This window comes from Bacillus sp. IT-79MI2 (assembly GCF_949768135.1).
Classification (GTDB): Bacteria; Bacillota; Bacilli; order Bacillales; family Bacillaceae_G; genus Bacillus_A; species Bacillus_A pseudomycoides.
The window spans coordinates 166094-189049 of sequence record NZ_CATKPV010000084.1; the positions used below are offsets into that span (position 1 = coordinate 166094).

Consider the following 22956-nt stretch of genomic DNA (forward strand, 5'->3'; position numbering starts at 1 on the left):
GGGATTGGTTAAGTTATTCTGTCTTTATGTTAAACTTTAGAAGTTATTCAGCAACGGTAAAAAGGGAGAGAAAGTAATGTTACAATCACTGATTTTTGATATGGATGGAACTCTATTTCAAACAGAAAAAATTCTAGAATTATCACTTGATGATACTTTTAACCATTTACGGTCACTAAATTTATGGGATACAGTAACCCCCATTGATAAATACCGTGAAATTATGGGGGTACCTTTACCAAAAGTTTGGGAAGCTTTGTTACCTAATCATTCCCATGAAGTAAGAGAACAAACGGATGCTTATTTTCTGGAAAGATTAGTTGAAAACATAAAAAGTGGGAAAGGTGCTTTATATCCTAATGTAAAGGAAGTTTTCCGTTATTTAAAAGAAAATAATTGTTCAATTTACATAGCGAGTAATGGTTTAACGGAATATTTACAAGCAATTGTGAGTTATTATAATTTGGATAATTGGGTTACTGAAACATTTAGTATTCAACAAATACAAACGCTCGATAAAGGAGATTTAGTTAAAACAATTATAAAAAAATATGACATAAAAAAGGCAGCGGTAGTTGGAGACCGTCTATCTGATATAAATGCAGCTAAAGATAATGGTTTACTTGCAATTGGATGTAATTTTGATTTTGCACAAGAAGATGAACTTGCTCAGGCTGATTTGGTAATAAATGACTTAATGGAGTTAAAAACAATATTGCCTGAAATGAAAATAGTTTACTAAACTAACGGGTGCTTTAACTGAATAAGCGAAATAATAAATCAACGCTCAGAATGATATATGTCTGGGCGTTGATTTATAATGTGAATTACCGTGTTATTAGATATCTTTTTTACACATAATTACAAAGAAAAAAAGTACACCACACTTCAATAAGTGATGTACTAGCAATTATATAATCTTTACTTTATAACTTCGTCCGCACATTCCAAAGTTCTGGGAAAAAGCGTTGATCAAGAACACGTTTTAAATAAGAAACACCAGATGATCCACCTGTTCCCATTTTATGTCCAATAATACGTTCTACTGTTTTCATATGGCGGAATCGCCACTGCTGAAGCCAATCTTCAATATCGATTAACTTTTCTGCAAGTTGATATAAATCCCAATATTTCTTCACATCACCATATACCTCTAACCATGCTGCTTCAACTGTCGCATCTTCTTCATAAGGCTGTGTAATATCACGATTTAAAACATTTGGATTGATTGGGAACCCTTCTTTTACAAGTGCCTGAATTGCAACATCATAAAGACTTGGCGAATGAAGCGCTTTATGCAAGCGAGCATGTAACTCTGGATCTTTTTCATAAATTTTTAATGCATGGGGTGTTTTATAACCAAGCGCATACTCAATCATACGGTATTGATAGGACTGAAATCCCGATGCTTGACCGAGAGAATCACGAAATTCAATATATTCAGATGGTGTAAGCGTTGCAAGAATATCCCAAGATTGAATAATTTGCGATTGAATTTTTGAAACGCGCGCAAGCATTTTAAAAGCTGGAGCCAGCCTATCATTTTGAATAGATTCAATCGCTGCGTTAAGTTCATGTAAAATGAGTTTCATCCACAGTTCACTTGCTTGGTGAATAATAATAAACAACATTTCATCATGATGATCAGATAACCTTTTTTGACTTCCTAGCAAACTATCTAATTGTAAGTACTCTCCGTATGTCATATTTTCTTTAAAATCCGTATGAATTCCCTTTTCCATAATTACTTTTTCATTTTCTTTCATAAAAATGAACACCCCTTCTATGCATCATCTGCTTGCTCTTATAGTGGTCTTATTACAGCTCGAACTGGACTCCCATCCGCATCTGTCAATGCAAGTGGCAGGGCAATCAGTTCATAATCTCCGTCTTGTACATGGTCTAATACAACATTTTCTAAAATATGAATACCATATTTAAATAATTGGTGATGCGCCGCTAATTCTTTATCATCTAGCGGATCTACAGAAGGTACATCTACCCCAATTAATCGAATGCCTTTTTCCGAAAGAAATGGTGCAATATCAGCACGTAAATACGGAATTACTTGCGGGAATTCCTGTGCATTCCCATGCGAAGAAGTCCGAAGTAATAACCTCCCTACCCCATCTAAAGGGAATTTTTCTAATTCTTTTGCGCCAATACTTTCGATACCTGATACATCTATAATTCGAGCTTTACCAACATAGACGTTAACATCTAAATCTAGTACCTTTTTTCCGTTATTATCAAAATGAAATGGCGCATCAATATGCGTACCCGTATGAATACTCATCGTTAATTTTCCAACATTAACAGATCCGCTTTGTTCTTTTGCCCATGATACTTCGTATGAAAATGGCGTATCTCCTGGCCATGTCGCAATATCATTATTTAATGGTTGTGAAATATCAATCCAATCAGATTCCTTCATCGCTTATGCCACAACCTCTCGCTTATTTTCAAACTTTTTATATTCTTCATCTTTCATGATTTTCTTCAAGATTTGCACAGATTTCCACACTTCTGCGTACGTGTTATATAAAGCAACTGGCGCAAGACGAACTCCATTTGGTGCACGGAAATCAGGAATAACTTCATTTGCTTTTAAAGCTTTACAGATACGTGCAGCTTCTGGATGCTCTAAATATATATGCCCTCCGCGTTTTTCATCTTCTAATGGATTCCCAATTGTAAATCCCATCCCCTTCAATTCATGGTTGATTAAATTTAGCATATAGCGAGTAATATGTAATGATTTTTCTCGCAATCTTTCAATGCCAGCCTCTTTGAAAATCTCAAGGGAGCCAATTAATGGCGCTGTACTTAACACGTGAGGTGTCCCAATTTGATATGCCCCGGCATGCTCAGCTGCTGTTAATGTATGTTCCATATCAAATTGCTTATCTTTTCTTGAACTAAACCAACCAGAAAGCCCTGGAAGACGATTGAAATGTTTTTTGTTTACATATAATCCAGCAACACCACCAGGTCCTGCATTTAAATATTTATAATTACACCATACTGCGAAATCAACACCCCACCCTTTAAAATCATGCGGAATTGAACCGATAGAATGGCATAAATCAAAACCAATATAGATACCACGCTTGTGCGCTTCAGCTGTTAATCGCTTCATATCAAGAATTTGTCCACTTCGATATAGCACTGCCGGCAATAAAATTAACGCAATATCATCAGTCATCGCATCAATAATATCTTCCTCTTGCAGCGTTCTACCATCCCGACTCTTCACTCGTACAAGATGTTCATCTGGATCTAGTCCTTTTAAACGAATTTGACTTTGCAGGGCATAAATATCCGATGGAAACGTTAATTCATCCGCAAGAATCTTTGTACGAATTCCTTTCGGTTCATAAAATGTTGCAATAACTTGATGAATGTTGGTTGTCGTAGAACCGGTTACAATTACTTCTTCAGATAAAGCACCAACAAGTGGAGCTGTTAACTCACCTAATCGTTCTGAAAGAAAAAACCAAGGATGTTCCCCTTCTGTCCATCCATCAATACCATACTCTTTCCATGAATTTAGCATAGTAAGTAAAGACTTTTCTGCTCTTTTCGAAAGTAATCCCAGTGAATTACCATCTAAATATATTGTATCTGCTTTCTTATAAAATTCTTTTTGAAATTCGGCAAGTTCATCACGCTTATCACACTTAATCGCATACTCATAAGATGGTTCAAATGGATCTTGATACATTCTTTCACCTTCTCTTAATTTTCTTTTTATTCTAACTAGTTGAAATATAACACTATAACTGACATGACGTCAATGATATTATGTCAGTTGACTTTTTGCATTCGCTTCTACTAGAATAAAGTTATATTTTCAGATATTTCAGTATAAAGAGGTGTTATTTTTGGAAAAAGATTTTCTTTCATCAAGACAACAACGATCAGTAGAAACGAGAAATAAATTATTAAAATCCGCCCACAATGTTTTTTTAGAAAACGGATTTCACAAAACAACAATCTCTCAAATTATTAAACACGCTGAAACTGGTTATGGTACGGCATATGTTTATTTTAAAAATAAAGACGATCTCCTCATTGTCCTTATGGAAGATGTTATGAATCGTTTTTACAAAATCGCTGAACGTTCCTTTTTTCCTAAAACAAAAAAAGAAGCCCACAGTATGATTGAGAATCAAGTGCGAGCTTTTTTACAACTAACTGAAGAAGAAAGAAATATATTACAAGTCGTTGAAGAGGCTATCGGTGCGTCAAAAGAAGTTCGACAAAAGTGGAATGACATTCGAGAACGTTTTATGAATCGAATTATGCAAGATATCACCTATTCTCAAGAAAATGGATTAGCACGAAATGAGTTAAACAAAGCAATTGTGGCACGTGGTTGGTTTTATATGAATGAGATGTTTCTGTGGGAGATTGTCCGAAATGAGATCGATGTAAATCTAGAGGAGGTTGTTTGTACATTAACAGAGCTGTATACGGCAGGCTTATATAAAAATGAATAGCACACTCTCGTCTCTATGAAGAAAGTGTGCTATTTAATCGTTTATAGAAATATTTCTTCTGGATATGGTAATGCTAGCTTTGGTCTTTCCTGTGATGAAAAGTATTGAAGTTTTAACGATTCTCCATCTATCGCTCTCAACTCTCCTCCAACTCCCTCACATTCAAACACAACAACGATATATTCCACTTGATCTCCATTTGAATATGTATGACGGAAGTCTTTCCCTCCAAAAATCCCTTTTATTTCTTTCACTTGTACTCGTAAACCTGTTTCTTCCCACACTTCGCGAACAATAGCATCTTCTGGCGTTTCACCAGGTTCAATTGCCCCGGCAGGAAGACTCCAATACTCCCCACCAGGATATTGGAACAAGATCTCTCCTAACTCATTTTTAATGATTGCGGCGACACTTGGCATGAAAATGAGACCAGAACCTACTTTTTCACGGATTTTTTTGTAGTATGTAGAAATAGACATGTTCATTCTCCTTATATATTATATTTCCTGTGTGGTTATATTATTGCAATCTACTCACAATCCCCAAAATAAACTTATACTCATTTCGCCTCTTTTTTACTCTCTTAAATCCTTCTTTAGAATCAAAAATCAAACAAGTTTTTCTAAACCAAACTCGTAAATAGCATGATTCAAAATAAATAGGTTTCACAACTCCTTTTTGCTCAAACTCTGTTCCATCTTCTCGTTCTATTTCTGTTCGAACCAACCATTTATTTCCGATTCCGGCTTCTATGTACTTCACTTACAACTCCCCTTATATGAAATACTTGCATCTCCCTTAGGAAATGTTGTTCTAAGCATTCTACTATTTCCCTGGTAAGCGCATGATTTGACAGATTCCCCTTTATTTCTCCCTTACTAAAGTTAGAGAAGGGAAAAAGTTTTATAATGCCGAATAACTCAAAAATAAGTAAATATTTTCTTTAGAGAGGTATATATGTTATGAATAATCAATTTACTACTTTATTGAGTGAAATGACTTTTTTAGAAAGACAATTTAAATTTCGGAATCCAGATGCTGTTCTCTATCATCCTGGACATTACACTGAATTAAATGAACAAATTATCACATTATTTCACGAGGAAAGCTTTAAAACCATTATGATTCCCAGTGTACATAATACATTTTTAAATGCAAATGAGTTTACCTTTCATAAAGAACTCCTAGTTCAATCAGGAATTCCTGAAGAACTCGTTATTCCAATAACAGGAGAAGCTAATACCGCTAATGATGTTATAAAAAACGCAATGCTTCTTCTATCAAAAACAACAGAAAACAAAAATATTTTATTAGCAGGTAAGACCTTTTTTATGAAAAGATTCTTGCTTATAGCGACTGCGTTTGCTACGAATGACATGACTATCGATGTTCTTCCATTACAAGATCATAGAAATCTTACGAAAGATACATGGTACTTAACGGATACCGGTAAAAAAAGGGTGTTGAATGAATATCATATGATTTCCCAATTCCTTAAACAAAATTACCTTTAAATTGTATAGGAGGAGTATTACTGCCCGTAAAAGCCCGAATGGTCGGGCTAATAATCAGTGGGGGGATGAAAAAAACCACACTGATTAAAGTTTCACTTTATCATGTTAATCATTTTAAACTAATTTCCCTTCTCTATAGAAATTATTTCATTCTACTATTTCCCCGGTAAGCGCATATTCCGACAGAACATGTATCTACATACAAAAGAAGTAGATTTTCCGAAATCTACTTCTTTACAACTGGAACCGTTGCATTCGTTTATAAAACGTACTGCTTGGGACATTAAATAACTTTGCCACAAGTGATACATTTCCCTATCATCCTATCATTATTATATGCAGGTACCTCCATCTGACCTCTAAATCCGTACTGCAATAAATCATCTCCCGTTTCTTCATTGTTGGAGATTCATTTTTAAGAGCTCGTGCGAGGAAATATAATTTTATTATAAAACTCCATAAAAGCGTTTCCAATAAAATCAGGAAGATGATACAAACATGTTAACAATTCGAATATTTTAATGAACACTTTTATATTTTCTATATATCACTAAATTTTGCGCAATAGAACTCACTGCAATAAAAACCCATAACCATTTCATCGGATGATGATTCAAAAAGAATATGATACTTCCAATAATCAAAAATACAGATGATAGCATACTAATAAATAATTTCGTTCTTAATTGCAAGCTTCTCTCCCTCCTACTTTATTATTAAGTTTTTGAACGCATAGAAATCTTTATATATAATTTTATAAAGCATTATCCATTAAATCTTCCCATAATAATAGTGTTATAGTATTTATCATCCGCAAGTCTTTTATCATTTTTTAATATTCCTTCTATTTCAAAACCAAGTCTTTCATACAATTTAATGGCTTTACCGTTCGTTTCTAAAACATTCAAAGTCATTTTTTTAATACCATTAGCGTCAGCCCAAGACATAGACTCTTTTAAAAGATTTTTCCCAATCCCATATCCCCAAAACTCTTTTAATACGCATACTCCAAATTCTACTTTATGAGTGAATCTCTTTAAATACACTCCCTCACATCTTGAAAATCCAACAATTCGATTATTGACTTCCGCAACCAAAAATAAGTTTCTTGGCTTGTCAGTATCATCTTTTATAATATGTTCAAATCCTGATGTGCCTATAAATGCTTCACCTTTTTCTCTGTCTAAATTTTCAGTCTCTCCATCAATCTGTAATCTTAACTCAGATAATTCTTTTGCATCTTTATCCATTGCAGATCTAATAGTATAAATTATCCCATTTACATCAAACTCTTGTTTGTTAATAATCATAATATACTCCTTTTATATTAAATTGATTTAGAAAAATAAAACAGGTAACGACCTTAGTAATTTACTGCAATTCTACCAAATAACCTCCACCGATTTGTTCCGTAAGATATTGTCCTAAATGGTAAATCTCGACAATCTTAGTTTATCATAGGTTCCATCAGTTAAGAATAAGTAGCTATCTGTAACCATCTTTCTCTTAACGATAACAGTAGTAGCTATTACCTCTATCTAAAAAAATGTTTTATTGCTTCAAGCTGAATTTTATGATTACATTCGTCACAGCAATATTTCCCTTTCTGATTTTTCTTAAATTGCTTATATTTTTCAGTTCCTTCATATACCCGAAATACATTTTTACAACAAAAACAAATAACCTCATAAAATATCATGTACTTTCCCCTCCTTAGGGTGATACGTTACTTTTGAATTGCCCGCTCAAAGATCGTGATAAGTTCTTTAGTGCAATCTTTAACGTTAAGATCGGAATTTCTCATTAGCTCCAGGTTAAACCCGTCGATGGCATGCCTGATTGTTAACGCCATCACCCTTAAGGACAGTGCGGAAAACTCTCGAAACACTTCTTCTTGCATGCCTAAACGTAGAAAATTTTCAATGGGAAGAAAAATAGTTTCATCATGGTCTGCTGCAAACCGAAGTTTCCCTTCATCTGTTCTTTCATTCGAAACAATTTCTATAACAGCGAATACATGCTTTCGATTTTCATCTATAAATTTCAGATTGGATTCAATATACGTTTGAAGCACTCCTTTTGGGGACGTTTGAGTTCCAATTTGCGGACAAATAAAGGACTGGCAAGCTATATAGTAATCAATAACAAATGTATATAAAGAAACAATATCTACGCTTGACGATGTGATGTAAGAGAATAATAGATTTTCTACACGTAAATCGTTATGATGTAAGAAAAAAGAAAGTGAGCGGAAAATGAGTAAAATCGCGATTATTACAGGTGCATCCAGTGGATTTGGACTTTTAACTACCATTGAGCTTGCAAAAAAAGAATATTTCGTCATCGCTACAATGCGTAATCTTAATAAACAAATGGAATTATTATCTCAAGCTACTGCATTACACTTACAGAAAAATATCAAAATTCATCAACTAGATGTAACAGATCAAAAATCTATACATAAATTTCAATTATTTTTAAAAGAATTAAATCGAATTGACCTTCTCGTCAATAACGCAGGATATGCAAGCGGTGGATTTATAGAGGAAATTTCGGTAGGAGAATATCGTAGACAATTTGAGACAAATGTATTTGGAGCAATATCAATAACTCAAATTGTATTACCTTATATGCGAAAACAAAAAAGCGGAAAAATCATTAACGTGAGCAGTATTAGTGGTCAAGTTGGATTCCCAGGGTTATCTCCATATGTTTCTTCAAAATACGCATTAGAAGGTTGGAGCGAATCTCTTCGTCTAGAAGTAAAGCCATTCGGTATAGATGTTTCATTAGTCGAGCCAGGTTCTTATAATACAAATATTTGGGAAGTCGGAAAAGAGCTTGCAGAAAATTATTCAGAAGCTACCTCTCCCTATAAAGAGTATATGGATAAAATACAAGATCATATTAATAATGGTAATGATACATTTGGTAATCCAATAGATGTCGCTCAAAAGATTGTAGCGATTGCTGAATCAAAAAATACAACGCTGCGATACCCGATTGGAAAAGGTGTGAAATTGATGATGGTTGCTAAAAAAATTCTTCCATGGAGAGTATGGGAGTTTCTTGTTTTGAGAAGTTTTAAGAAGATGTAATATAAAAAGACTACTGATAAATAAGAGTCGTTATACACATTGAAATTGTGATAACAACTCTTATTATCTAGCTCTTTTAACCAACAGGTTGGAATAAATAAATCATTAAATTAAATGTAATCATTAAACAAAATACTCCCAATAGGGAAATTACATATTCTTTTGACTCTTTATCAAATTTCCATTCCATATATGCCCGAAAAAGCTGTTGCATACCTGAAAATACAAATAATATATATACAACCTTTATATACTCTGAGGTGTAAATACAAACAAAGCCAGCCACTAAATAGACTATTATTATAATTCGCTCTCCCCATTTATGAAAACTATTAACAGGTCGATAGATGAAACCATTTTTCCGTGTAATCTTTAACTTTTTTCTTAGCAAGTTCTCCAACAGAAAAAATAAGACAACAATTATTATTAAAAACAACAACTTCTCCAAAAGTATTTCCTCCATTCTTAAAAATACATTCAATAAAAACTATGTGTAATACATAGCTCATTTTTCTTTTTATAAGAAAACGTAACTTCTGAAGACATCGATTTTACATGTAATGGACTACGCATCTTCATTCAATCTCATTTGTACATATTCTTGTATATTAGGGATATCTTTCGGATTATCCAACACTGTTTTTACCCAACAATCTCTTTCAAAACTTAATACTTTTATATCCCAACAACATGCAATTAATCCATGATGTGTAACATATTCAAACCTATTTGGCGTTTCATGCGAAGAAACATAAACATGGTGATTCAATTCGTTTTCATTTCCTCACCCCTTATTTTACTGATTGGAAGATCGCATTTTCTCTGGCTGATCACTTGGATATGTGGAATAAACACGATTTTCATAATCCCAACTAATCATTGTCGCACTATCTCGTCCAAGCTGATGATGAACATGCTTAAGTACATTTTGAACACATTTTGTTAATTCTTGCTCATTTTCATACATATCTTGATATAAATAAAGCGGGTTTTCATAACGACGTTCTCCACATTCTAGTACACCATCTGTTACCATTAGGATTCTATTTTTTCCTGTGCGTAACTCCCGAATACCCGATGAATAGCAAGGAACTGGTAAAGAAAATGTATTCACATGCCCAATCCATTCGTAAAAATGACGTTGATTCAGCATATACTGCCCTAATTTATGTAACTCCTCATGAAATAAATAAACAAGGCAATCCCCTATAGAAAACCACCAAATATAATTTTCTTTTCGTACACAAATTAAGCAAGCTGTTTCACCTTTCACTTGCTGACACGCCTGTTTGAATGAATTTGATTGAAAAAGTGCAAGTAAATGATTTTCAACAGATCGAAATACCGTTTCAACAGGCTCTTCTAATAAAACTTTTATATTTTCATATTCATTTTTTATTGTATGTACTACTAAAGCGACACTTTCTGCACTATTGTGTCCATCTAATATCATCGCAAATTCCCAGTTTCCATTTGACCAAACGAATGCACCGTCTTCATTCTTCTTTGCGCCTGCACTCGTATTTCCACCATATCTACCAAGCACTATCTCACCATGTTGCTGAACTGAAATTTCCCCTAAATACATTTCGTCACTACCAACCCATGAATATTGTGTATTACTTGTTGTATGCATACTCATTCACCATATATGTTCGTATTCTTTCACATAGTTTTTGTATTTGTTCTGCTTGTCCATATGGTGCACCTTCCCAATTTGCTACCTTAGTTGGTGACCAAAATTCCTTCGGTGTATTTGGATAACGTGGAATTATATGCATGTGCATATGATTTACTCCATTACCAGAAACGAAAGCATATATATGTTCCGCGCCCTCACATTCTTTTAACGCCCGGCCTACTCTACTTATAATTAACCCAAAAGTTTTCGCCTCTTCTTCCGTTAGCTCTGCCAGTCCAGGCGTATGCCTCTTTATATCAATCATTATATATCCAAGATACGTCTTATCCTCTTCCCAATGAACATGCCCTACATATACGAGGTCATCTTCATAGATTGCCCCGCCTGGCACCTTAATTTCTCCTTTATGTTTCTGGCATATAAAACAGCGTTCTTCAAAGTGGCTTTGTGTAGACATTTGCATCCCTCTATTCCTTAAATTTACCATTTATAATATCACAAAACGAATGATTAGTGAGATTTTTTAGAAATATCACAATTATATACCTTAATTATTTCGAATAGGAATGTAAATGTTATTTATCTCCTTATTTTTTAATGAGTCCCCTTTAAATATAGATGGGCATTTATTATAGAAGAAGCACTGTTTTATTAAAGGAGGAACAAAACATATGCACCCACATTGGAATTCTCATATAAACTATCCACCAAGCCCCTATCCAAACCACAATGTACGAACTACATCACCAAGCCCTCATGATTCTCATTACATGATGCAACGAATGACGAATCTTGAAAACCAACTGGCAAAATTAATTGCATTAATTGAAGAAAACAATCAATTAATCAAATCGATGGAACAACAACAAAATCAATTTTGCGCACCCACTGGAGGTTCGGTAATTGTTCGTATGTAATAAAGTGAAACTTTAATCAGAACAAAAAACACGCATCGTAATCAACATACTCACATACGAAGCGTGTTTTTTGTTCAACCCCTTTTTTTCCTATGAAATCCTTGCGTAATCCGATCTAATACAATCGCAATGACTACAATAGCTAGTCCAGCCTCAAACCCCATTCCAATGTTAACCTGTGTTACAGAACGATATACATCTACCCCAAGTCCTGGTGCACCTACAAGTGAAGCTGTAACAACCATCGATAAAGATAACATGATGCTTTGATTTACGCCGGCCATAATTGTTCCCCTTGCGAGAGGTAACTGAACTTTAAATAGCTTTTGCGATGTAGTTGAACCAAATGCATTTGCAGCTTCAATTAAATCTTCTGGTACTTGCCTAATCCCTAAATCAGTAAAACGAATCGTTGGTGGCATCGCAAAAATAACAGAAGCGATAATACCAGGAACAACACCTACTCCGAAGAATGTAATCGCTGGAATTAAGTATACAAATGCTGGCATTGTTTGCATAAAATCTAATGTTGGCCTCAATATTTTTGAAAACCGCTCATTTTGAGATGCTAAAATGCCGATTGGGATTCCAACAATGATGGAAATAATGACTGATGTAAGAACAAGCGCTAATGTTTGCATCGTTTGTCCCCAGTAGTTAATGTTTAGAATAAATAATAAGCCGATTAACGCAAATACCACTAAAGATATTTTCCTTGTTGTATACCAAACGAGAAAACATACGATTATGATCATTAAAAACGCTGGAATCAATGTTAAAAAATTAGTAAGCAAATCAACAAAACCACCAATGACGTATGAAAACCCTCTAAACAGTCCTTCAAAATGCGCATATAAACTCGTAACAAATGCATCGACCCATTCACCTAAAGGAATACGCGGAATACTATTCACCGTCATTCACCTCTTCCTCAATATTTCCTGCAAGGGCTTGAATGACACTTTCTCGTTTTATGATGCCTCTTAACCTTTTCTTTTCATCAATGACTGGTAATGGAAGCTTCATTTCCGCCATTTTCGCATACGTTTCTTCCAATAATGTATCTAAATATACGTGCGGAATATCCTTCAGCAGTAAATCTGCGATTGGCCATTGTTTTTGAACAGCTTTACTTGCATCATCAGCCGTTAAAATACCTAAAAATTCGTGTTTTTTATTTACAACATATACGGTAGATACCCCTGCATTTCTCATAATTTGCAGGGCCACTCGAGGGCCGCGGTCAATCAATAATGTTTCTGGTCTTTTTAAAATAGATTCAGCCGTAATCACTTTTCCTAAATTCACATCCGCAACGAATTTCTCTACGAATTCATTAGCTGGGCTTATCATAATTTCTTCTGGCGTTCCAATTTGCACAATTTCTCCGTCTTTCATTAATGCGATACGATCCCCAATTCGAAGTGCTTCATCTAAATCATGTGTAATAAAAATAATCGTTTTTTCCATCTTATCCTGCAGCTCTAACAATTCATCCTGCATTTCTTTTCGAATGAGTGGATCTAATGCGCTAAATGACTCGTCCATAAGTAGGACATCTGGGTCGTTTGTAAGAGCTCTTGCAATACCGACACGTTGCTGCATTCCGCCGCTTAGTTGCCCTGGATAATTATTTTTATGATGATCTAATCCAACTAATTTAAGTGATTCTAGAGCCTTCGCTTCTCTTTCTTCTACCGGAACCCCTTGTATTTCTAATCCATAGGCAACATTTTGCAAGACAGTACGATGTGGGAATAGCGCAAACTTTTGAAAAACCATACTCATTTTCGTTCTTCTGACTTTCCTAAGCGCCTCTTTCCCCATCGTTGCGATGTCTTCTCCATCTATGTATATATGACCTGATGTTGGTTTTATTAATTGGTTTAACATCCGAACTAGAGTCGACTTCCCACTTCCTGACAACCCCATAATTACAAATATTTCTCCTGTATATACTTCAAACGTTGCCTTTTTCACCCCAACGTTCATTCCTGTTTCTTTCAATATTTCTGATTTACTTTTTCCTTCTTTTAATAACGCAACTGCTCTTTGAGGATTTTTTCCAAATACTTTTATTACGTTTTCAACACGTACTTTTGTATTTTCCATACAACGACTCCTTTTCTGCCTATCTATTCACATAGTGTAACAATTTTAAACAGAAATATTACATAAAGAGGCCTTTTTTAAAATTCTTGTTTCCGTTCATAATAAGAAGGTTCACTTATAGATTTATTCATAAAAGCAACGCTATACAAAACGATAAAAAAATTTCTATTTATGAAACGGGAGGATTTAATGAAACGGAAAATTTGGCTTATAAGCATTTTGTTATTTATCAGTATGATTATTACCTCTTGTAATGCCACAAATGCAAATACAAAAGGAAAAATTAAACTTGGTGTAACAAGTTGGAAGGAAAATATTGCGGCTGCAAATATATGGAAAGTTTTATTAGAAGAAAAAGGCTATAAAGTTGAACTCATGTATTTAGAAAAAGCTGCCATTTGGACTGGTGTTGCTCGCGGCGATGTAGATGCAAACTTAGAAGTATGGCTCCCTGTTACTGATAAACCATTAAATGATCGGTATAAAAATGACATTGTTTTAAAATCGAAATGGTATGAGGGAACTGGACTTGGGTTAGTCGTTCCTTCTTATATGAAAGACATTAACAGTATCGAGGATTTAAATAACCATAAGGATGAATTGGGTAATAAGATTGTCGGAATTGAGCCTGGTAGTAGCCTTATGAATTTAACAGATAAAGCAATGAAAGAATATGATATAAAGCTAAAACTTGTCCAATCTTCAGAAGCGGCAATGATGAGTGAGCTAAAAAAGACATATACGCAAAAGAAACCCATCGTTGTAACGCTTTGGAATCCACACTGGGGCTTTTCAGAATTTGATTTAAAATATTTAAAAGACCCTAAGAAAGTATATGGTGAAAAAGATGACATTTATTACTCTGTACGAAAAGGTTTTGAAAAAGATTACCCTGATATTGTAAAACATTTCGATAGATGGAAAATGAATGATGAACAGCTTGGTACATTAATGGTTATGTTAAATAAAACGAAGGATCCCGAAGAGGCTGCTCGAAAATGGATTAAAAAGAACCAAGCATTAGTAAATGAGTGGATAAACGATTAATTTATTACGCAAAAATAGGCCAAGGAACCCAATGTTCTCTGGCCTATTTTAAGTTATTTTTTTTCAATAACAGCATCGACAATACCATATATTTTCGCTTCTTCCGCAGTCATAAAGTAGTCTCTTTCTGTATCAAGAGCTATCTTTTCAATTGGCTGACCTGTTCGATCTGATATGATTTTGTTAATATCGTGTTTTAACTTTAATATTCGTTTCGCAGTTATTTCAATCTCCGTTGCTTGCCCTTTCGCTCCGCCAAGCGGCTGATGGATCATAATTTCACTATTTGGAAGCGCAAACCTTTTTCCTTTTGCTCCAGCGAGTAACAATAATGCTCCAAATGACGCTGCAAATCCCATACAAAGCGTTTGAACATCTGGTTTAATAAGGTTCATTGTATCCAATATCGCAAAACCTGCTGTAGTCGAACCACCTGGGCTATTAATATAAAGAAAAATATCTTTTTCCGCATCTTCTGCTTCTAAAAATAATAACTGTGCCACTACACTACTTGCAACTTGATCATTAATTTCTGATCCAATCATAACAATGCGATCTTTTAACAGTCTTGAATATATATCATAGGAGCGCTCTCCTAATTTTGTTTGTTCTACAACATACGGAATTGCATTCATCATAATCCCTCCATCTACTTTTTAAGCTGCGCATAGCATATAACCGTAAGAAGAAGGTGTTTTTGTATTGAATAATAACACAGGCTGCTTAGATGACAGATGTGTAAAGTCGATTGTTCGAAGAAGTTTTGTTAACAATTCTGGTTTTTGTTCACGAATAGCTGTTACAACTACTTCAACATCTTCCTCCTGTCCGGCTAATTCAATCTCCTCTTCTTCACTTACTGTTTTCAATTTATTTCTACTACGAAACAGTGAAGCCTTCACTGCACCTTCTGATATTGAACATACTTTCGCAATATCTGATAGACTATATTGAAAAACATCCTTTAATAAGAAAATGATGGATTGCTGTACATTTAATAAAGACAAAACTTTCTCCACCATCTCATGCAAATCAGCAATTTTTTCATGTGGTTCTTCAAATGTAATCTCCTGCTCTAATTTCTTCTTAGCTGATTTTGCTTTCATTTGATCGAGCCATTGATTTCGAGCAATTATATATAGAAGCGTAATACAAACATCTTTATGTTCTACACCTATATATTTTTGAAGTACTTTACAAACCGTTTCTTGGGCCAGGTCTTCCCCATCCCATTTGCTTTTTGTTAAAAACGTACAGTACCTTTTTAACTCCGCATAATTTTCAATGATAAAGTTTATATTTGAATGATTCATATCGATATGATTCTTTAACATTTGAGTTACTTTTGTGCACAAAATAACCACTCCTTTTCAGCGCTTACTTAATAAACGATTTTACCGATAAAAAAGTTACGGGTTTGATAAAAAAATTTATAACGTTTATGATTACGAAAGTGGGGTCATAAATATGTTATGTAGAATTTTACATGAGGAGGCAACAATATGCCAAAATTAACCGTTATTGGTAGTGGAACATTTGATGTAAAAGAAGGAACAAAGTTAGCACTAGCACTTGAAGATAATGGTATCCATATTCTTCACCGCTGCGGTGGAAAAGCGCGTTGTACCACTTGCCGTGTAGAAATCATGGCTGGAGATTTTTGTGAACCTACACATGTTGAGAAGAATGCGATTACTGAAAAAGGCATTGAAGATCATTTGCGATTATCATGTCAAATGCGTGTACATACTGACCTCACCGTTCGTCCCATATTAACAGTTGAAAATTCCGGATTAGATGCTGGGCCACGGCCTGCGGAATAACTTTGGGAGAATTATAATGAACTTAAAACGTTTAGCTGGTGAATATGCCGCTGATTTTATAAAAGATGGGATGAAAATCGGACTTGGCACTGGTTCCACTGTATATTGGACGATACAAAAATTAGGGCACCTAGTTAGCGAAGGTTTAACGATTCAAGCTGTACCAACATCAATCGAAACTGAGAAATTGGCAAAACAACTGTCTATCCCTTTAATCTCTTTAAGTGAAATAGATTCTCTTGACCTTACGATTGATGGTGCAGATGAGATTAACCCAGATTTACAGTTAATTAAAGGTGGAGGTGGTGCCCTTCTTCGGGAAAAGATAGTTGCTGTGTCTTCCCAAAAACTTATCATAATCGCTGATGAATCGAAACTTGTAACGAATTTAGGTATCTTTCCTCTTCCTATTGAAATCGTACCGTTCGCTTGGGAGCAAACTGCAAAACGAATTCAATCCTTTGGTTGCCAGACGATTTTACGTATCCAAAACAATCAACCATTTATAACAGATAACGGCAATATGATCTTAGATTGTGTTTTTCCAAACCAAATAACCAACCCAATTGAAACTCATCAGCAGTTAAAAATAGTAACTGGTGTGATTGAAACTGGTTTATTTATTAATATGGTAAATAAAGCGATTATTGCAACTGAAAAAGGAATAAAAGTATTATGACAAAACTAAAGGGCATGAGCCCTCGTACAATACCGAGCCCATGCCCTTTAGTTTTGACTAATGAAGTAACCTGTCTAACTTTTTTGAGATCACTTCACTAATAGCGACTTACTTAACTAATTTAGCTAATTCACATTGCAATCTATATTCTTCTAATTCCCAAATCTTATTTAGAATTCGTTCTTTACAGCATTCCATACCAATATCCATATCATAATCAGCAGGGTCAACACATGCACTGGATTCAGTTAAAATAAATCCATTTGGCAATTTCGCAACTACGACTGTACATTTGCCATGAAATTCTTCTACTGTCCATTGAGTTTTTTCTAAAATATTATCAATATCCTGTTGAGTTACCGTATTATCCATTATTCAACAACCTCCCAATCTTCTGCTAACATATCAGTTGGTAAAGCTAACCAAGGAGCAAAATTTTCTTGTACTGTTTTCATTGCAATATATGCAACATATGAGACATTATGTCCTCTATGCTTGTTTTATAAAGACCACGACACTAATACACCGTTGACCGTCTATATGAATTCCATTGTACATATACCCCTTTATGAAATCCGAAGCCTTTTATACTTTTCGAAACATTAATTCACAAAGCATACCCATTCCAACTCCAATTGTATAAGCTAATAAATCACTCCACAAAAACCCATACCCTAATACAAGTCCCCCTAAAGTCGTTGCACGAATATTATCTATCCAATCCGCATGATATAATTGACTGATTTCAATACCATAACAAAATAGTAAACTTAAAAACGCGAGCTTTTTAGTCTTCATTTTATGAAACAGGAATCCAACTCCAATAAAAATCATGAGAGCCCACAGTGCATCCCCTAAATAATCATTCAATAGATCTGGTAAAACATACGCGAACTTTCTTGATCCCAAACCTAAGATAATTACTATTATAGTTAATACCGCATACAGTAGTCTATTTCGTTTATAACTCATTTTTAAATCCTCTCTTATCACAACAAACTTTTTACAAAACCTGTGCTTTTTTCAACATACCCTATATTTTTATAAAATTGGTGTGCATGTTTTCTTTCCTCACGATTCCCACTATTTTAAGCAAATCGAATCTATCCCTTGTCCCATCGCCCATTTCTCTGCTGTTTCTATTAATCTTTTTCCTATTCCTTGATTTCGAAACTCTTCATCTACTACTAATGCGATAATGCGAGCGTATATTCCATCTTCAGTGTAAAGTATGCCTGTACATAAGCCAATCATTCCAATAACACGCTCATTTTCTTCTGCTACCAACGTATAGTAATCTGGGTGAGAAAAAATATTTTGAAGTCTTACTTTCATTTTTTCTACAGTTGTTGGATAACCAAGATGATTCATTAATACAGTTAAATCATCTAAATGTGCCTTTCTGATTTCCACACTCCACCCTCCCCCACTAGTCAAAACATGATTGACACCTATATCATCATTAGCTTATTTTTCATATAACACTTGAAAATCAGTGACAAGTGAAACGATTTTCCCGTTCTCATCAAATCCCCAATAGGAAGGATAAAAGCCATCACCATAACCTGAACGGAATATAATAATATTACTTTCTGTTTCCTCACATACTACACAATTCCCCCACTCATCATCATGTTCTGTTAGTACGTCATCTATTAGATCATCATACAAACTAATAAATTCTTCTCCTAATTCTTGTTGTAGTCTATCTTCTATTTCTTCTAATTTATCAATTGCTTCAACATCTGCAAAACATCCTAGACCCGTATCAACTGGGTAGCCAAAAATATATCCTTCCTCTAGTTCACTTACATTCTGCCCTGGTTTTGTTGCCATCTTCCACTCTGTCACTTTTGACTCTGATAATTTTAATTCAGCACCAGCAATTACACCATCTTCCTCGTTCCACCAAGTAACAATTGGATATGTTCCGGGCTGAATTGTTTGCTCGAAAGAATTTTTATTAAAAATAAGAGGATCACAAGCAACCATTTTACCTGAAGTAACTTTTAAATGGTCTAATACTTCAGGACGTAGGACCTCACTATTCGATTTAGATAATTCATGTAACAGCTTTGACATAATGTTTCTCTTCCTTTCATTTTCTTATTAGTAGACTTTACTAAATAGAGGATACATCGATCCAGTCTCTTGTTTATAGTAAAATAGACAAAATTCACGTGTTATTTCATCCAATTCGAAATATGAGGACCAATGTACTTACCGATTTTCTCAACTTCATTCATTATACGGCTGATTCCAATTTCAGTCGTAAACCAATTTTCCTTAGTTATTCCATACCTGTCGATTACAGATGAGACGAAGAACTCAGTTTCTTTTGGAAACTCGGCTTGATAGCATAATAATGCCCGGCGCGAGTGCCCCGCTTTACAGACAATGATAACTTTTTTAGGTTCTATACCTGTATTTTGTAAAACTTCCAACGATAAACGTGCATTTTCCAAAGTATGTTGTGCTTGATCTTCTTTTAAAATCGCTTCTTCAGGCACTCCATTTGCAATGCCAATATTTCTTAAAAAATCCCATTCAGTCGTTCCTACGTGTGGTTTATATCCGCCAGATGGAAGTATGTAGGGTGCTAAACCCTGTTTATACAACGAAGTAGCTTTTTCCATGAGTTGAGGATGATTAGCACCAGGAATTAAAATTACATCTGCTGGAGAAATTTCAGTTTCAACAAAAATAAAATTGGTAATGCAATCGAATGGATAAGACATCATCTATTCCTCTCCCAAAATCTCTTTCTGCTTCTTTTTCGAAAAAGATTGCAAAACTAAATCATAAGACCAATCTATCATTTGATTTATTACCTCTGTTAACAAATAGAGTTGATTTTTTATAATTTTTCTAGGAAAGCCGATATATACAACTTCCCTAGAATTTAAGCTGAGAAATCATCAATAATTTCTACCACTACAATTTTTCCGTTAATCAACAGCTCTGGAAGCTCGTTTTTTACATTACCCTTCCAATATTCTTTAGCTTGTTCAATTTTTCGAGAGAAAGGAACACCATCTTCCTTTGGTAAAAGATTTCCATCCCCCAAAAAAGAATTCCCAATAACTCGAAGTTTAACAATCTGCAAAACTTTCCGATTATAAGAATCAAATAATTCTTTCCATTTCAAAGCATCTTCATAGCTTTTCGCAGCGTATAAGCAAGACAATCTTGAAGGATATTCAGGATATTCTTGTAGTCTAACCATTTCTACTATTACTTCTCTAATAGCTCTGATTGTTTGGTCTACATACTTAATAGCTACTTCGGCATTTTCTTTATTCATGTTCAAACCTTCATTTGTATAATGATCTTGTAAAATCTGAATAAAGTCTTCGCCTTTAGAATTCAATTGTTCCCTCTCAAAAAAGAAGCGATATAAGGTATTGTTTTGATTCTTGTCAAAGTTAATTATCTGCCCAAGAATCATTTTTTTCCTAGTAACAATGTGATAAACATACAATTCGTTCTCTTTCATGGTCTGTCTCCTATTGGTCTTCATCATATTGACTATATTATGTAATTCCCATCACTCTTGTCCGTAAAGAATAGTTAGTTTCAGTTTCTTTATTCATCAGTGGATCAATCACAAATATTTTATTATGAATTCTCATACATGTAGCATTCCATCCGTCTGGAGAATCTTCAGTTGCTTTTCTTTTTGAAAGACAGCATGTACGTGTTACTTCCATAATATAATTATGTAGTACTTATAAACGTTTCTCTAAAAAATGTTGACTATACCCTTTAGGGTGATCTTCAACTACCCCAAACTCCCTGTAACCATGTTTCTTATAAAATTCAGGTGCTTGAAAACTAAATGAATCAAGTAATATAAGTCTACAGTTTTTCTCTTTGGCAATTTCTTCGATTTTATTTACTAGTTGACTACCATATCCTTCATGACGTACTGACTCATCCACCCATAAAAAATCAATATGAAGGTGATAGAAATATATTGTGCCTGTTATGCCCCCAAATATTTTGCTAACATCGTCTTTTAATAGAAAACTTATATGTTCTAATGGGCTTTTTACCTCATCTGGTAGTATAGACATATTGTATTGGATTACTTTATTTTTAATGTACTCGCTGTCTTTTGAATTATTTTGTTGTATAATTTTCAAGTCTATTCTCCTTTCTCATCACTATATATAGCATTCTATATATTTTTTATACAAACATTGTAGTGTTTCTTTCATTCTTATATCTGCTTCTTGATTTTCATAACGATTTGGTAACTTCATTCCTCCAATCACATAAAGCAATGGTTTTTCATAAAATGTTCCTAGTATACCGATATTTATAACAGCTGTAGGTAACCCACCTGTCATATGGGCTAAGTCGTACCCTGGTATTCCTTCATATTGTCCTTGTTGTCTCACCATTCCATTTATAATTGGTTCCCATAGCACCGGATTCAATTCATATCCTTGGAATATACGAATTAAAAGTTTAAGAACTTGTTTTAATTCCCCAACATTTTTCATATCCCTTGGGTCTTTCGTAATATAAATCTTTGAAAAAGAACATTGAATTCTCCTATTTACTTCTTCCCATCCCCCGCAAAAGTTGACAACAGATTGTGCAATACAATTGTCATGACATGCAATCATTACTTCTACAGCACTTTTGAGTGTTAATACGGTTCTTCTTTGTAGATGTGGATATATTTCTTTACTATCTTCTTTCGGATTAAATACGATATTTGCGATTTCATCACTCCAACGAACTTGATTCTCTTCAACCATTTTAGCTACAGCAAATCCAATTGCAACCTTTGCGGCAGACGCTAGTGGAACCAATAAATCATCATTATATAAAGCGACTATATTTTGGCTTTCTGCCGAATAAGCAACTATACCTACTTGACCTGATTTTATCTCCTTTATTTTCTTGATTACTTCCTCCATTTGTACGCCTCTTCTCGATTTCGTTTTTATCCCTCTCAGTATTTCGATAATACGAATCAAAAATCCTTTTATGAGGTTAACAAATGCATTCTCCTATTTTTGTTCCAACTCTACTGGTAAAACATAGCCGCCATTTTCTTTCTGAAGTTCTACTACTTTCACAACAGCATTAGCATTTATGGTTCCGTATATATGTGGATAGTTTTGACCATTAGAAGCCAATTCATATTTTATCTCCGCCTCAACTAACGACGGATTAATTACAAGTAATACTAACTCCACTTCAGTACTAAAATGCTTTTCTGCCACTTGAAGAGATTGTTCTAAAAAAGAACAATGAATAAACCCTTCTTGCATCAGTGAAGCTTCCATTATGTTTCCTTTTGCTTTTGCTACTTCCCATGCACTTTTTCCCATTACCTTTGTAATCATAGTCAATCTCCTTCTTCCCTACTTTATAGAAACAATAAAAGGATTTTCCCGCTCGTTACGGGATAACGCCACATGCCCATCAACCTCAGATTTTAAAATGCTCACAAAACGAAATTATTTTGCTTTTTGACTTATCAATTAAGGAGGTTGCAACCACTAAAACCCCATCTTCTTAAGCTTAGTTTTTCCTTGAATCCCTAAAAAAGCGACTATATAGTTGTGCCAACGAGATTTACTTTTTCGTTGTAATTCTTTAGAA

At 34.4% G+C, this 22956-nt stretch carries 34 protein-coding genes and 3 pseudogenes; 8 read left to right on the forward strand and 29 right to left on the reverse strand.

Annotated elements, in window-relative coordinates; all coding sequences use genetic code 11:
• Positions 1-76: 76 nt before the first annotated feature.
• Positions 77-742: an HAD family hydrolase gene (locus ACM6HU_RS21965; RefSeq protein WP_016115060.1), complete on the forward strand. Its 666-nt coding sequence runs from the start codon at positions 77-79 to the stop codon at positions 740-742.
• A 184-nt stretch (positions 743-926) separates the two neighbouring features.
• Here ACM6HU_RS21965 and kynA read toward each other — a convergent pair whose 3' ends face one another.
• Genes kynA through kynU form a run of 3 tightly spaced genes read right to left on the reverse strand, consistent with a single transcriptional unit; the run spans position 927 to position 3724 of the window.
• Complete coding sequence (gene kynA / locus ACM6HU_RS21970; protein WP_016132860.1) at positions 927-1766, reverse strand: tryptophan 2,3-dioxygenase; 840 nt, start codon at positions 1764-1766, stop codon at positions 927-929.
• Positions 1767-1804: 38 nt separating this feature from the next.
• A complete protein-coding gene (kynB, locus tag ACM6HU_RS21975) occupies positions 1805-2434 on the reverse strand; it encodes an arylformamidase (RefSeq protein WP_016132861.1) in 630 nt (209 codons plus the stop codon).
• Positions 2435-2437: 3 nt separating this feature from the next.
• Entirely contained in the window at positions 2438-3724 is a 1287-nt protein-coding gene (gene kynU / locus ACM6HU_RS21980; RefSeq protein ID WP_016115063.1) for a kynureninase, read from the reverse strand.
• A 160-nt stretch (positions 3725-3884) separates the two neighbouring features.
• Between kynU and ACM6HU_RS21985 the strand changes: the two genes are divergently transcribed.
• The gene (locus tag ACM6HU_RS21985; RefSeq protein WP_016115064.1) at positions 3885-4502 is read left to right on the forward strand and encodes a TetR/AcrR family transcriptional regulator; all 618 of its coding nucleotides are present in this window, start codon (positions 3885-3887) and stop codon (positions 4500-4502) included.
• A gap of 41 nt (positions 4503-4543) precedes the next feature.
• Here the strand turns inward: ACM6HU_RS21985 and ACM6HU_RS21990 are convergent, their stop codons facing one another.
• The gene (locus tag ACM6HU_RS21990) at positions 4544-4981 is read right to left on the reverse strand and encodes an NUDIX domain-containing protein (protein WP_016115065.1); all 438 of its coding nucleotides are present in this window, start codon (positions 4979-4981) and stop codon (positions 4544-4546) included.
• A gap of 40 nt (positions 4982-5021) precedes the next feature.
• A complete protein-coding gene (locus ACM6HU_RS21995; protein ID WP_016115066.1) occupies positions 5022-5264 on the reverse strand; it encodes a DUF3977 family protein in 243 nt (80 codons plus the stop codon).
• Between the two features lie 200 nt (positions 5265-5464).
• On the opposite strand from ACM6HU_RS21995, the gene ACM6HU_RS22000 reads away from it, so the two are divergent.
• On the forward strand, positions 5465-6016 hold the full coding sequence (locus tag ACM6HU_RS22000) for a hypothetical protein (protein WP_016115067.1): 552 nt from the start codon (positions 5465-5467) through the stop codon (positions 6014-6016).
• A 518-nt stretch (positions 6017-6534) separates the two neighbouring features.
• Here the strand turns inward: ACM6HU_RS22000 and ACM6HU_RS22005 are convergent.
• The 4 genes from ACM6HU_RS22005 to ACM6HU_RS22020 all read right to left on the reverse strand — a co-directional run bounded on the left by ACM6HU_RS22005 (position 6535) and on the right by ACM6HU_RS22020 (position 8330).
• Positions 6535-6708: a hypothetical protein gene (locus ACM6HU_RS22005; RefSeq protein WP_016115068.1), complete on the reverse strand. Its 174-nt coding sequence runs from the start codon at positions 6706-6708 to the stop codon at positions 6535-6537.
• Between the two features lie 72 nt (positions 6709-6780).
• On the reverse strand, positions 6781-7326 hold the full coding sequence (locus ACM6HU_RS22010) for a GNAT family N-acetyltransferase (RefSeq protein WP_016115069.1): 546 nt from the start codon (positions 7324-7326) through the stop codon (positions 6781-6783).
• A gap of 224 nt (positions 7327-7550) precedes the next feature.
• Positions 7551-7715, reverse strand: a complete 165-nt coding sequence (locus tag ACM6HU_RS22015) for a hypothetical protein (protein ID WP_016115070.1) — start codon at positions 7713-7715, stop codon at positions 7551-7553.
• Positions 7716-7742: 27 nt separating this feature from the next.
• Positions 7743-8330, reverse strand: a complete 588-nt coding sequence (locus ACM6HU_RS22020) for a TetR/AcrR family transcriptional regulator (RefSeq protein ID WP_229161686.1) — start codon at positions 8328-8330, stop codon at positions 7743-7745.
• Between ACM6HU_RS22020 and ACM6HU_RS22025 the strand changes: the two genes are divergently transcribed.
• Positions 8272-9114 carry an oxidoreductase gene (locus tag ACM6HU_RS22025; RefSeq protein ID WP_016115071.1) on the forward strand — a complete coding sequence of 281 codons (843 nt, stop codon included), beginning with the start codon at positions 8272-8274 and terminating at the stop codon, positions 9112-9114. The two genes, ACM6HU_RS22020 and ACM6HU_RS22025, sit on opposite strands and share 59 nt — an antisense overlap.
• Before the next feature lie 76 nt (positions 9115-9190).
• Here ACM6HU_RS22025 and ACM6HU_RS22030 read toward each other — a convergent pair whose 3' ends face one another.
• The 4 genes from ACM6HU_RS22030 to ACM6HU_RS22045 all read right to left on the reverse strand — a co-directional run bounded on the left by ACM6HU_RS22030 (position 9191) and on the right by ACM6HU_RS22045 (position 11213).
• Entirely contained in the window at positions 9191-9562 is a 372-nt protein-coding gene (locus tag ACM6HU_RS22030) for a DUF4181 domain-containing protein (protein WP_016115072.1), read from the reverse strand.
• A 117-nt stretch (positions 9563-9679) separates the two neighbouring features.
• Positions 9680-9883 (reverse strand): hypothetical protein, encoded by a 204-nt coding sequence (locus ACM6HU_RS22035; RefSeq protein ID WP_016115073.1) that lies wholly within the window; start codon positions 9881-9883, stop codon positions 9680-9682.
• A gap of 27 nt (positions 9884-9910) precedes the next feature.
• Complete coding sequence (locus tag ACM6HU_RS22040; protein ID WP_016115074.1) at positions 9911-10756, reverse strand: PP2C family serine/threonine-protein phosphatase; 846 nt, start codon at positions 10754-10756, stop codon at positions 9911-9913.
• Positions 10734-11213 carry an HIT family protein gene (locus ACM6HU_RS22045; protein WP_016115075.1) on the reverse strand — a complete coding sequence of 160 codons (480 nt, stop codon included), beginning with the start codon at positions 11211-11213 and terminating at the stop codon, positions 10734-10736. The genes ACM6HU_RS22040 and ACM6HU_RS22045 overlap by 23 nt, the downstream gene beginning before the upstream one ends.
• 214 nt (positions 11214-11427) lie before the next feature.
• Here ACM6HU_RS22045 and ACM6HU_RS22050 point away from each other — a divergent pair, with 214 nt between their 5' ends.
• Positions 11428-11673: a hypothetical protein gene (locus ACM6HU_RS22050; protein ID WP_016131476.1), complete on the forward strand. Its 246-nt coding sequence runs from the start codon at positions 11428-11430 to the stop codon at positions 11671-11673.
• A gap of 74 nt (positions 11674-11747) precedes the next feature.
• Here ACM6HU_RS22050 and ACM6HU_RS22055 read toward each other — a convergent pair whose 3' ends face one another.
• Both ACM6HU_RS22055 and ACM6HU_RS22060 read right to left on the reverse strand, forming a co-directional pair.
• Positions 11748-12587 (reverse strand): ABC transporter permease, encoded by an 840-nt coding sequence (locus ACM6HU_RS22055; RefSeq protein ID WP_414848448.1) that lies wholly within the window; start codon positions 12585-12587, stop codon positions 11748-11750.
• Positions 12580-13785: a quaternary amine ABC transporter ATP-binding protein gene (locus ACM6HU_RS22060; protein WP_016115078.1), complete on the reverse strand. Its 1206-nt coding sequence runs from the start codon at positions 13783-13785 to the stop codon at positions 12580-12582. Before ACM6HU_RS22060 ends, ACM6HU_RS22055 begins: the two co-directional genes overlap by 8 nt.
• Before the next feature lie 189 nt (positions 13786-13974).
• On the opposite strand from ACM6HU_RS22060, the gene ACM6HU_RS22065 reads away from it, so the two are divergent.
• On the forward strand, positions 13975-14832 hold the full coding sequence (locus ACM6HU_RS22065) for a glycine betaine ABC transporter substrate-binding protein (protein ID WP_414848439.1): 858 nt from the start codon (positions 13975-13977) through the stop codon (positions 14830-14832).
• A gap of 53 nt (positions 14833-14885) precedes the next feature.
• On the opposite strand, the gene clpP is transcribed toward ACM6HU_RS22065, so the two are convergent.
• Positions 14886-15467 carry an ATP-dependent Clp endopeptidase proteolytic subunit ClpP gene (gene clpP / locus ACM6HU_RS22070; RefSeq protein ID WP_016115080.1) on the reverse strand — a complete coding sequence of 194 codons (582 nt, stop codon included), beginning with the start codon at positions 15465-15467 and terminating at the stop codon, positions 14886-14888.
• A 21-nt stretch (positions 15468-15488) separates the two neighbouring features.
• Positions 15489-16187, reverse strand: coding sequence for an RNA polymerase subunit sigma-70 (locus tag ACM6HU_RS22075; protein ID WP_016115081.1), 699 nt, complete (start codon positions 16185-16187; stop codon positions 15489-15491).
• 147 nt (positions 16188-16334) lie between these two features.
• Between ACM6HU_RS22075 and ACM6HU_RS22080 the strand changes: the two genes are divergently transcribed.
• Both ACM6HU_RS22080 and rpiA read left to right on the forward strand, forming a co-directional pair.
• Complete coding sequence (locus ACM6HU_RS22080) at positions 16335-16655, forward strand: 2Fe-2S iron-sulfur cluster-binding protein (protein WP_016115082.1); 321 nt, start codon at positions 16335-16337, stop codon at positions 16653-16655.
• Between the two features lie 16 nt (positions 16656-16671).
• Complete coding sequence (gene rpiA / locus ACM6HU_RS22085) at positions 16672-17334, forward strand: ribose 5-phosphate isomerase A (RefSeq protein ID WP_016115083.1); 663 nt, start codon at positions 16672-16674, stop codon at positions 17332-17334.
• 108 nt (positions 17335-17442) lie between these two features.
• On the opposite strand, the gene ACM6HU_RS22090 is transcribed toward rpiA, so the two are convergent.
• The 12 genes and pseudogenes from ACM6HU_RS22090 to ACM6HU_RS22145 form a co-directional block, all read right to left on the reverse strand.
• Positions 17443-17706 carry a Gp49 family protein gene (locus ACM6HU_RS22090; RefSeq protein ID WP_016115084.1) on the reverse strand — a complete coding sequence of 88 codons (264 nt, stop codon included), beginning with the start codon at positions 17704-17706 and terminating at the stop codon, positions 17443-17445.
• Positions 17706-17810: pseudogene (locus ACM6HU_RS22095) on the reverse strand (MW1434 family type I TA system toxin); the annotation flags it as partial. The pseudogene ACM6HU_RS22095 and the gene ACM6HU_RS22090, both read right to left, overlap by 1 nt.
• 109 nt (positions 17811-17919) lie before the next feature.
• Positions 17920-18306 (reverse strand): DUF2809 domain-containing protein, encoded by a 387-nt coding sequence (locus ACM6HU_RS22100; RefSeq protein ID WP_016115085.1) that lies wholly within the window; start codon positions 18304-18306, stop codon positions 17920-17922.
• 111 nt (positions 18307-18417) lie between these two features.
• A complete protein-coding gene (locus ACM6HU_RS22105) occupies positions 18418-18747 on the reverse strand; it encodes a GNAT family N-acetyltransferase (protein ID WP_016115086.1) in 330 nt (109 codons plus the stop codon).
• 54 nt (positions 18748-18801) lie between these two features.
• A complete protein-coding gene (locus tag ACM6HU_RS22110; RefSeq protein ID WP_016115087.1) occupies positions 18802-19416 on the reverse strand; it encodes a DUF4241 domain-containing protein in 615 nt (204 codons plus the stop codon).
• 101 nt (positions 19417-19517) lie between these two features.
• On the reverse strand, positions 19518-20072 hold the full coding sequence (locus tag ACM6HU_RS22115; RefSeq protein WP_016115088.1) for a YdcF family protein: 555 nt from the start codon (positions 20070-20072) through the stop codon (positions 19518-19520).
• Between the two features lie 3 nt (positions 20073-20075).
• Positions 20076-20168 (reverse strand): annotated as a pseudogene (locus ACM6HU_RS22120) (MmcQ/YjbR family DNA-binding protein); the annotation flags it as partial.
• 68 nt (positions 20169-20236) lie between these two features.
• On the reverse strand, positions 20237-20830 hold the full coding sequence (locus tag ACM6HU_RS22125) for a DUF2441 domain-containing protein (RefSeq protein WP_016115089.1): 594 nt from the start codon (positions 20828-20830) through the stop codon (positions 20237-20239).
• Positions 20831-20936: 106 nt separating this feature from the next.
• Positions 20937-21044: pseudogene (locus ACM6HU_RS22130) on the reverse strand (MmcQ/YjbR family DNA-binding protein); the annotation flags it as partial.
• 18 nt (positions 21045-21062) lie between these two features.
• On the reverse strand, positions 21063-21410 hold the full coding sequence (locus ACM6HU_RS22135; protein WP_229161695.1) for a GNAT family N-acetyltransferase: 348 nt from the start codon (positions 21408-21410) through the stop codon (positions 21063-21065).
• A gap of 90 nt (positions 21411-21500) precedes the next feature.
• Positions 21501-22265 carry a serine hydrolase gene (locus ACM6HU_RS22140; protein ID WP_016115091.1) on the reverse strand — a complete coding sequence of 255 codons (765 nt, stop codon included), beginning with the start codon at positions 22263-22265 and terminating at the stop codon, positions 21501-21503.
• A 93-nt stretch (positions 22266-22358) separates the two neighbouring features.
• Positions 22359-22697 (reverse strand): DUF952 domain-containing protein, encoded by a 339-nt coding sequence (locus tag ACM6HU_RS22145; RefSeq protein ID WP_016115092.1) that lies wholly within the window; start codon positions 22695-22697, stop codon positions 22359-22361.
• Between the last annotated feature and the right edge of the window lie 259 nt (positions 22698-22956).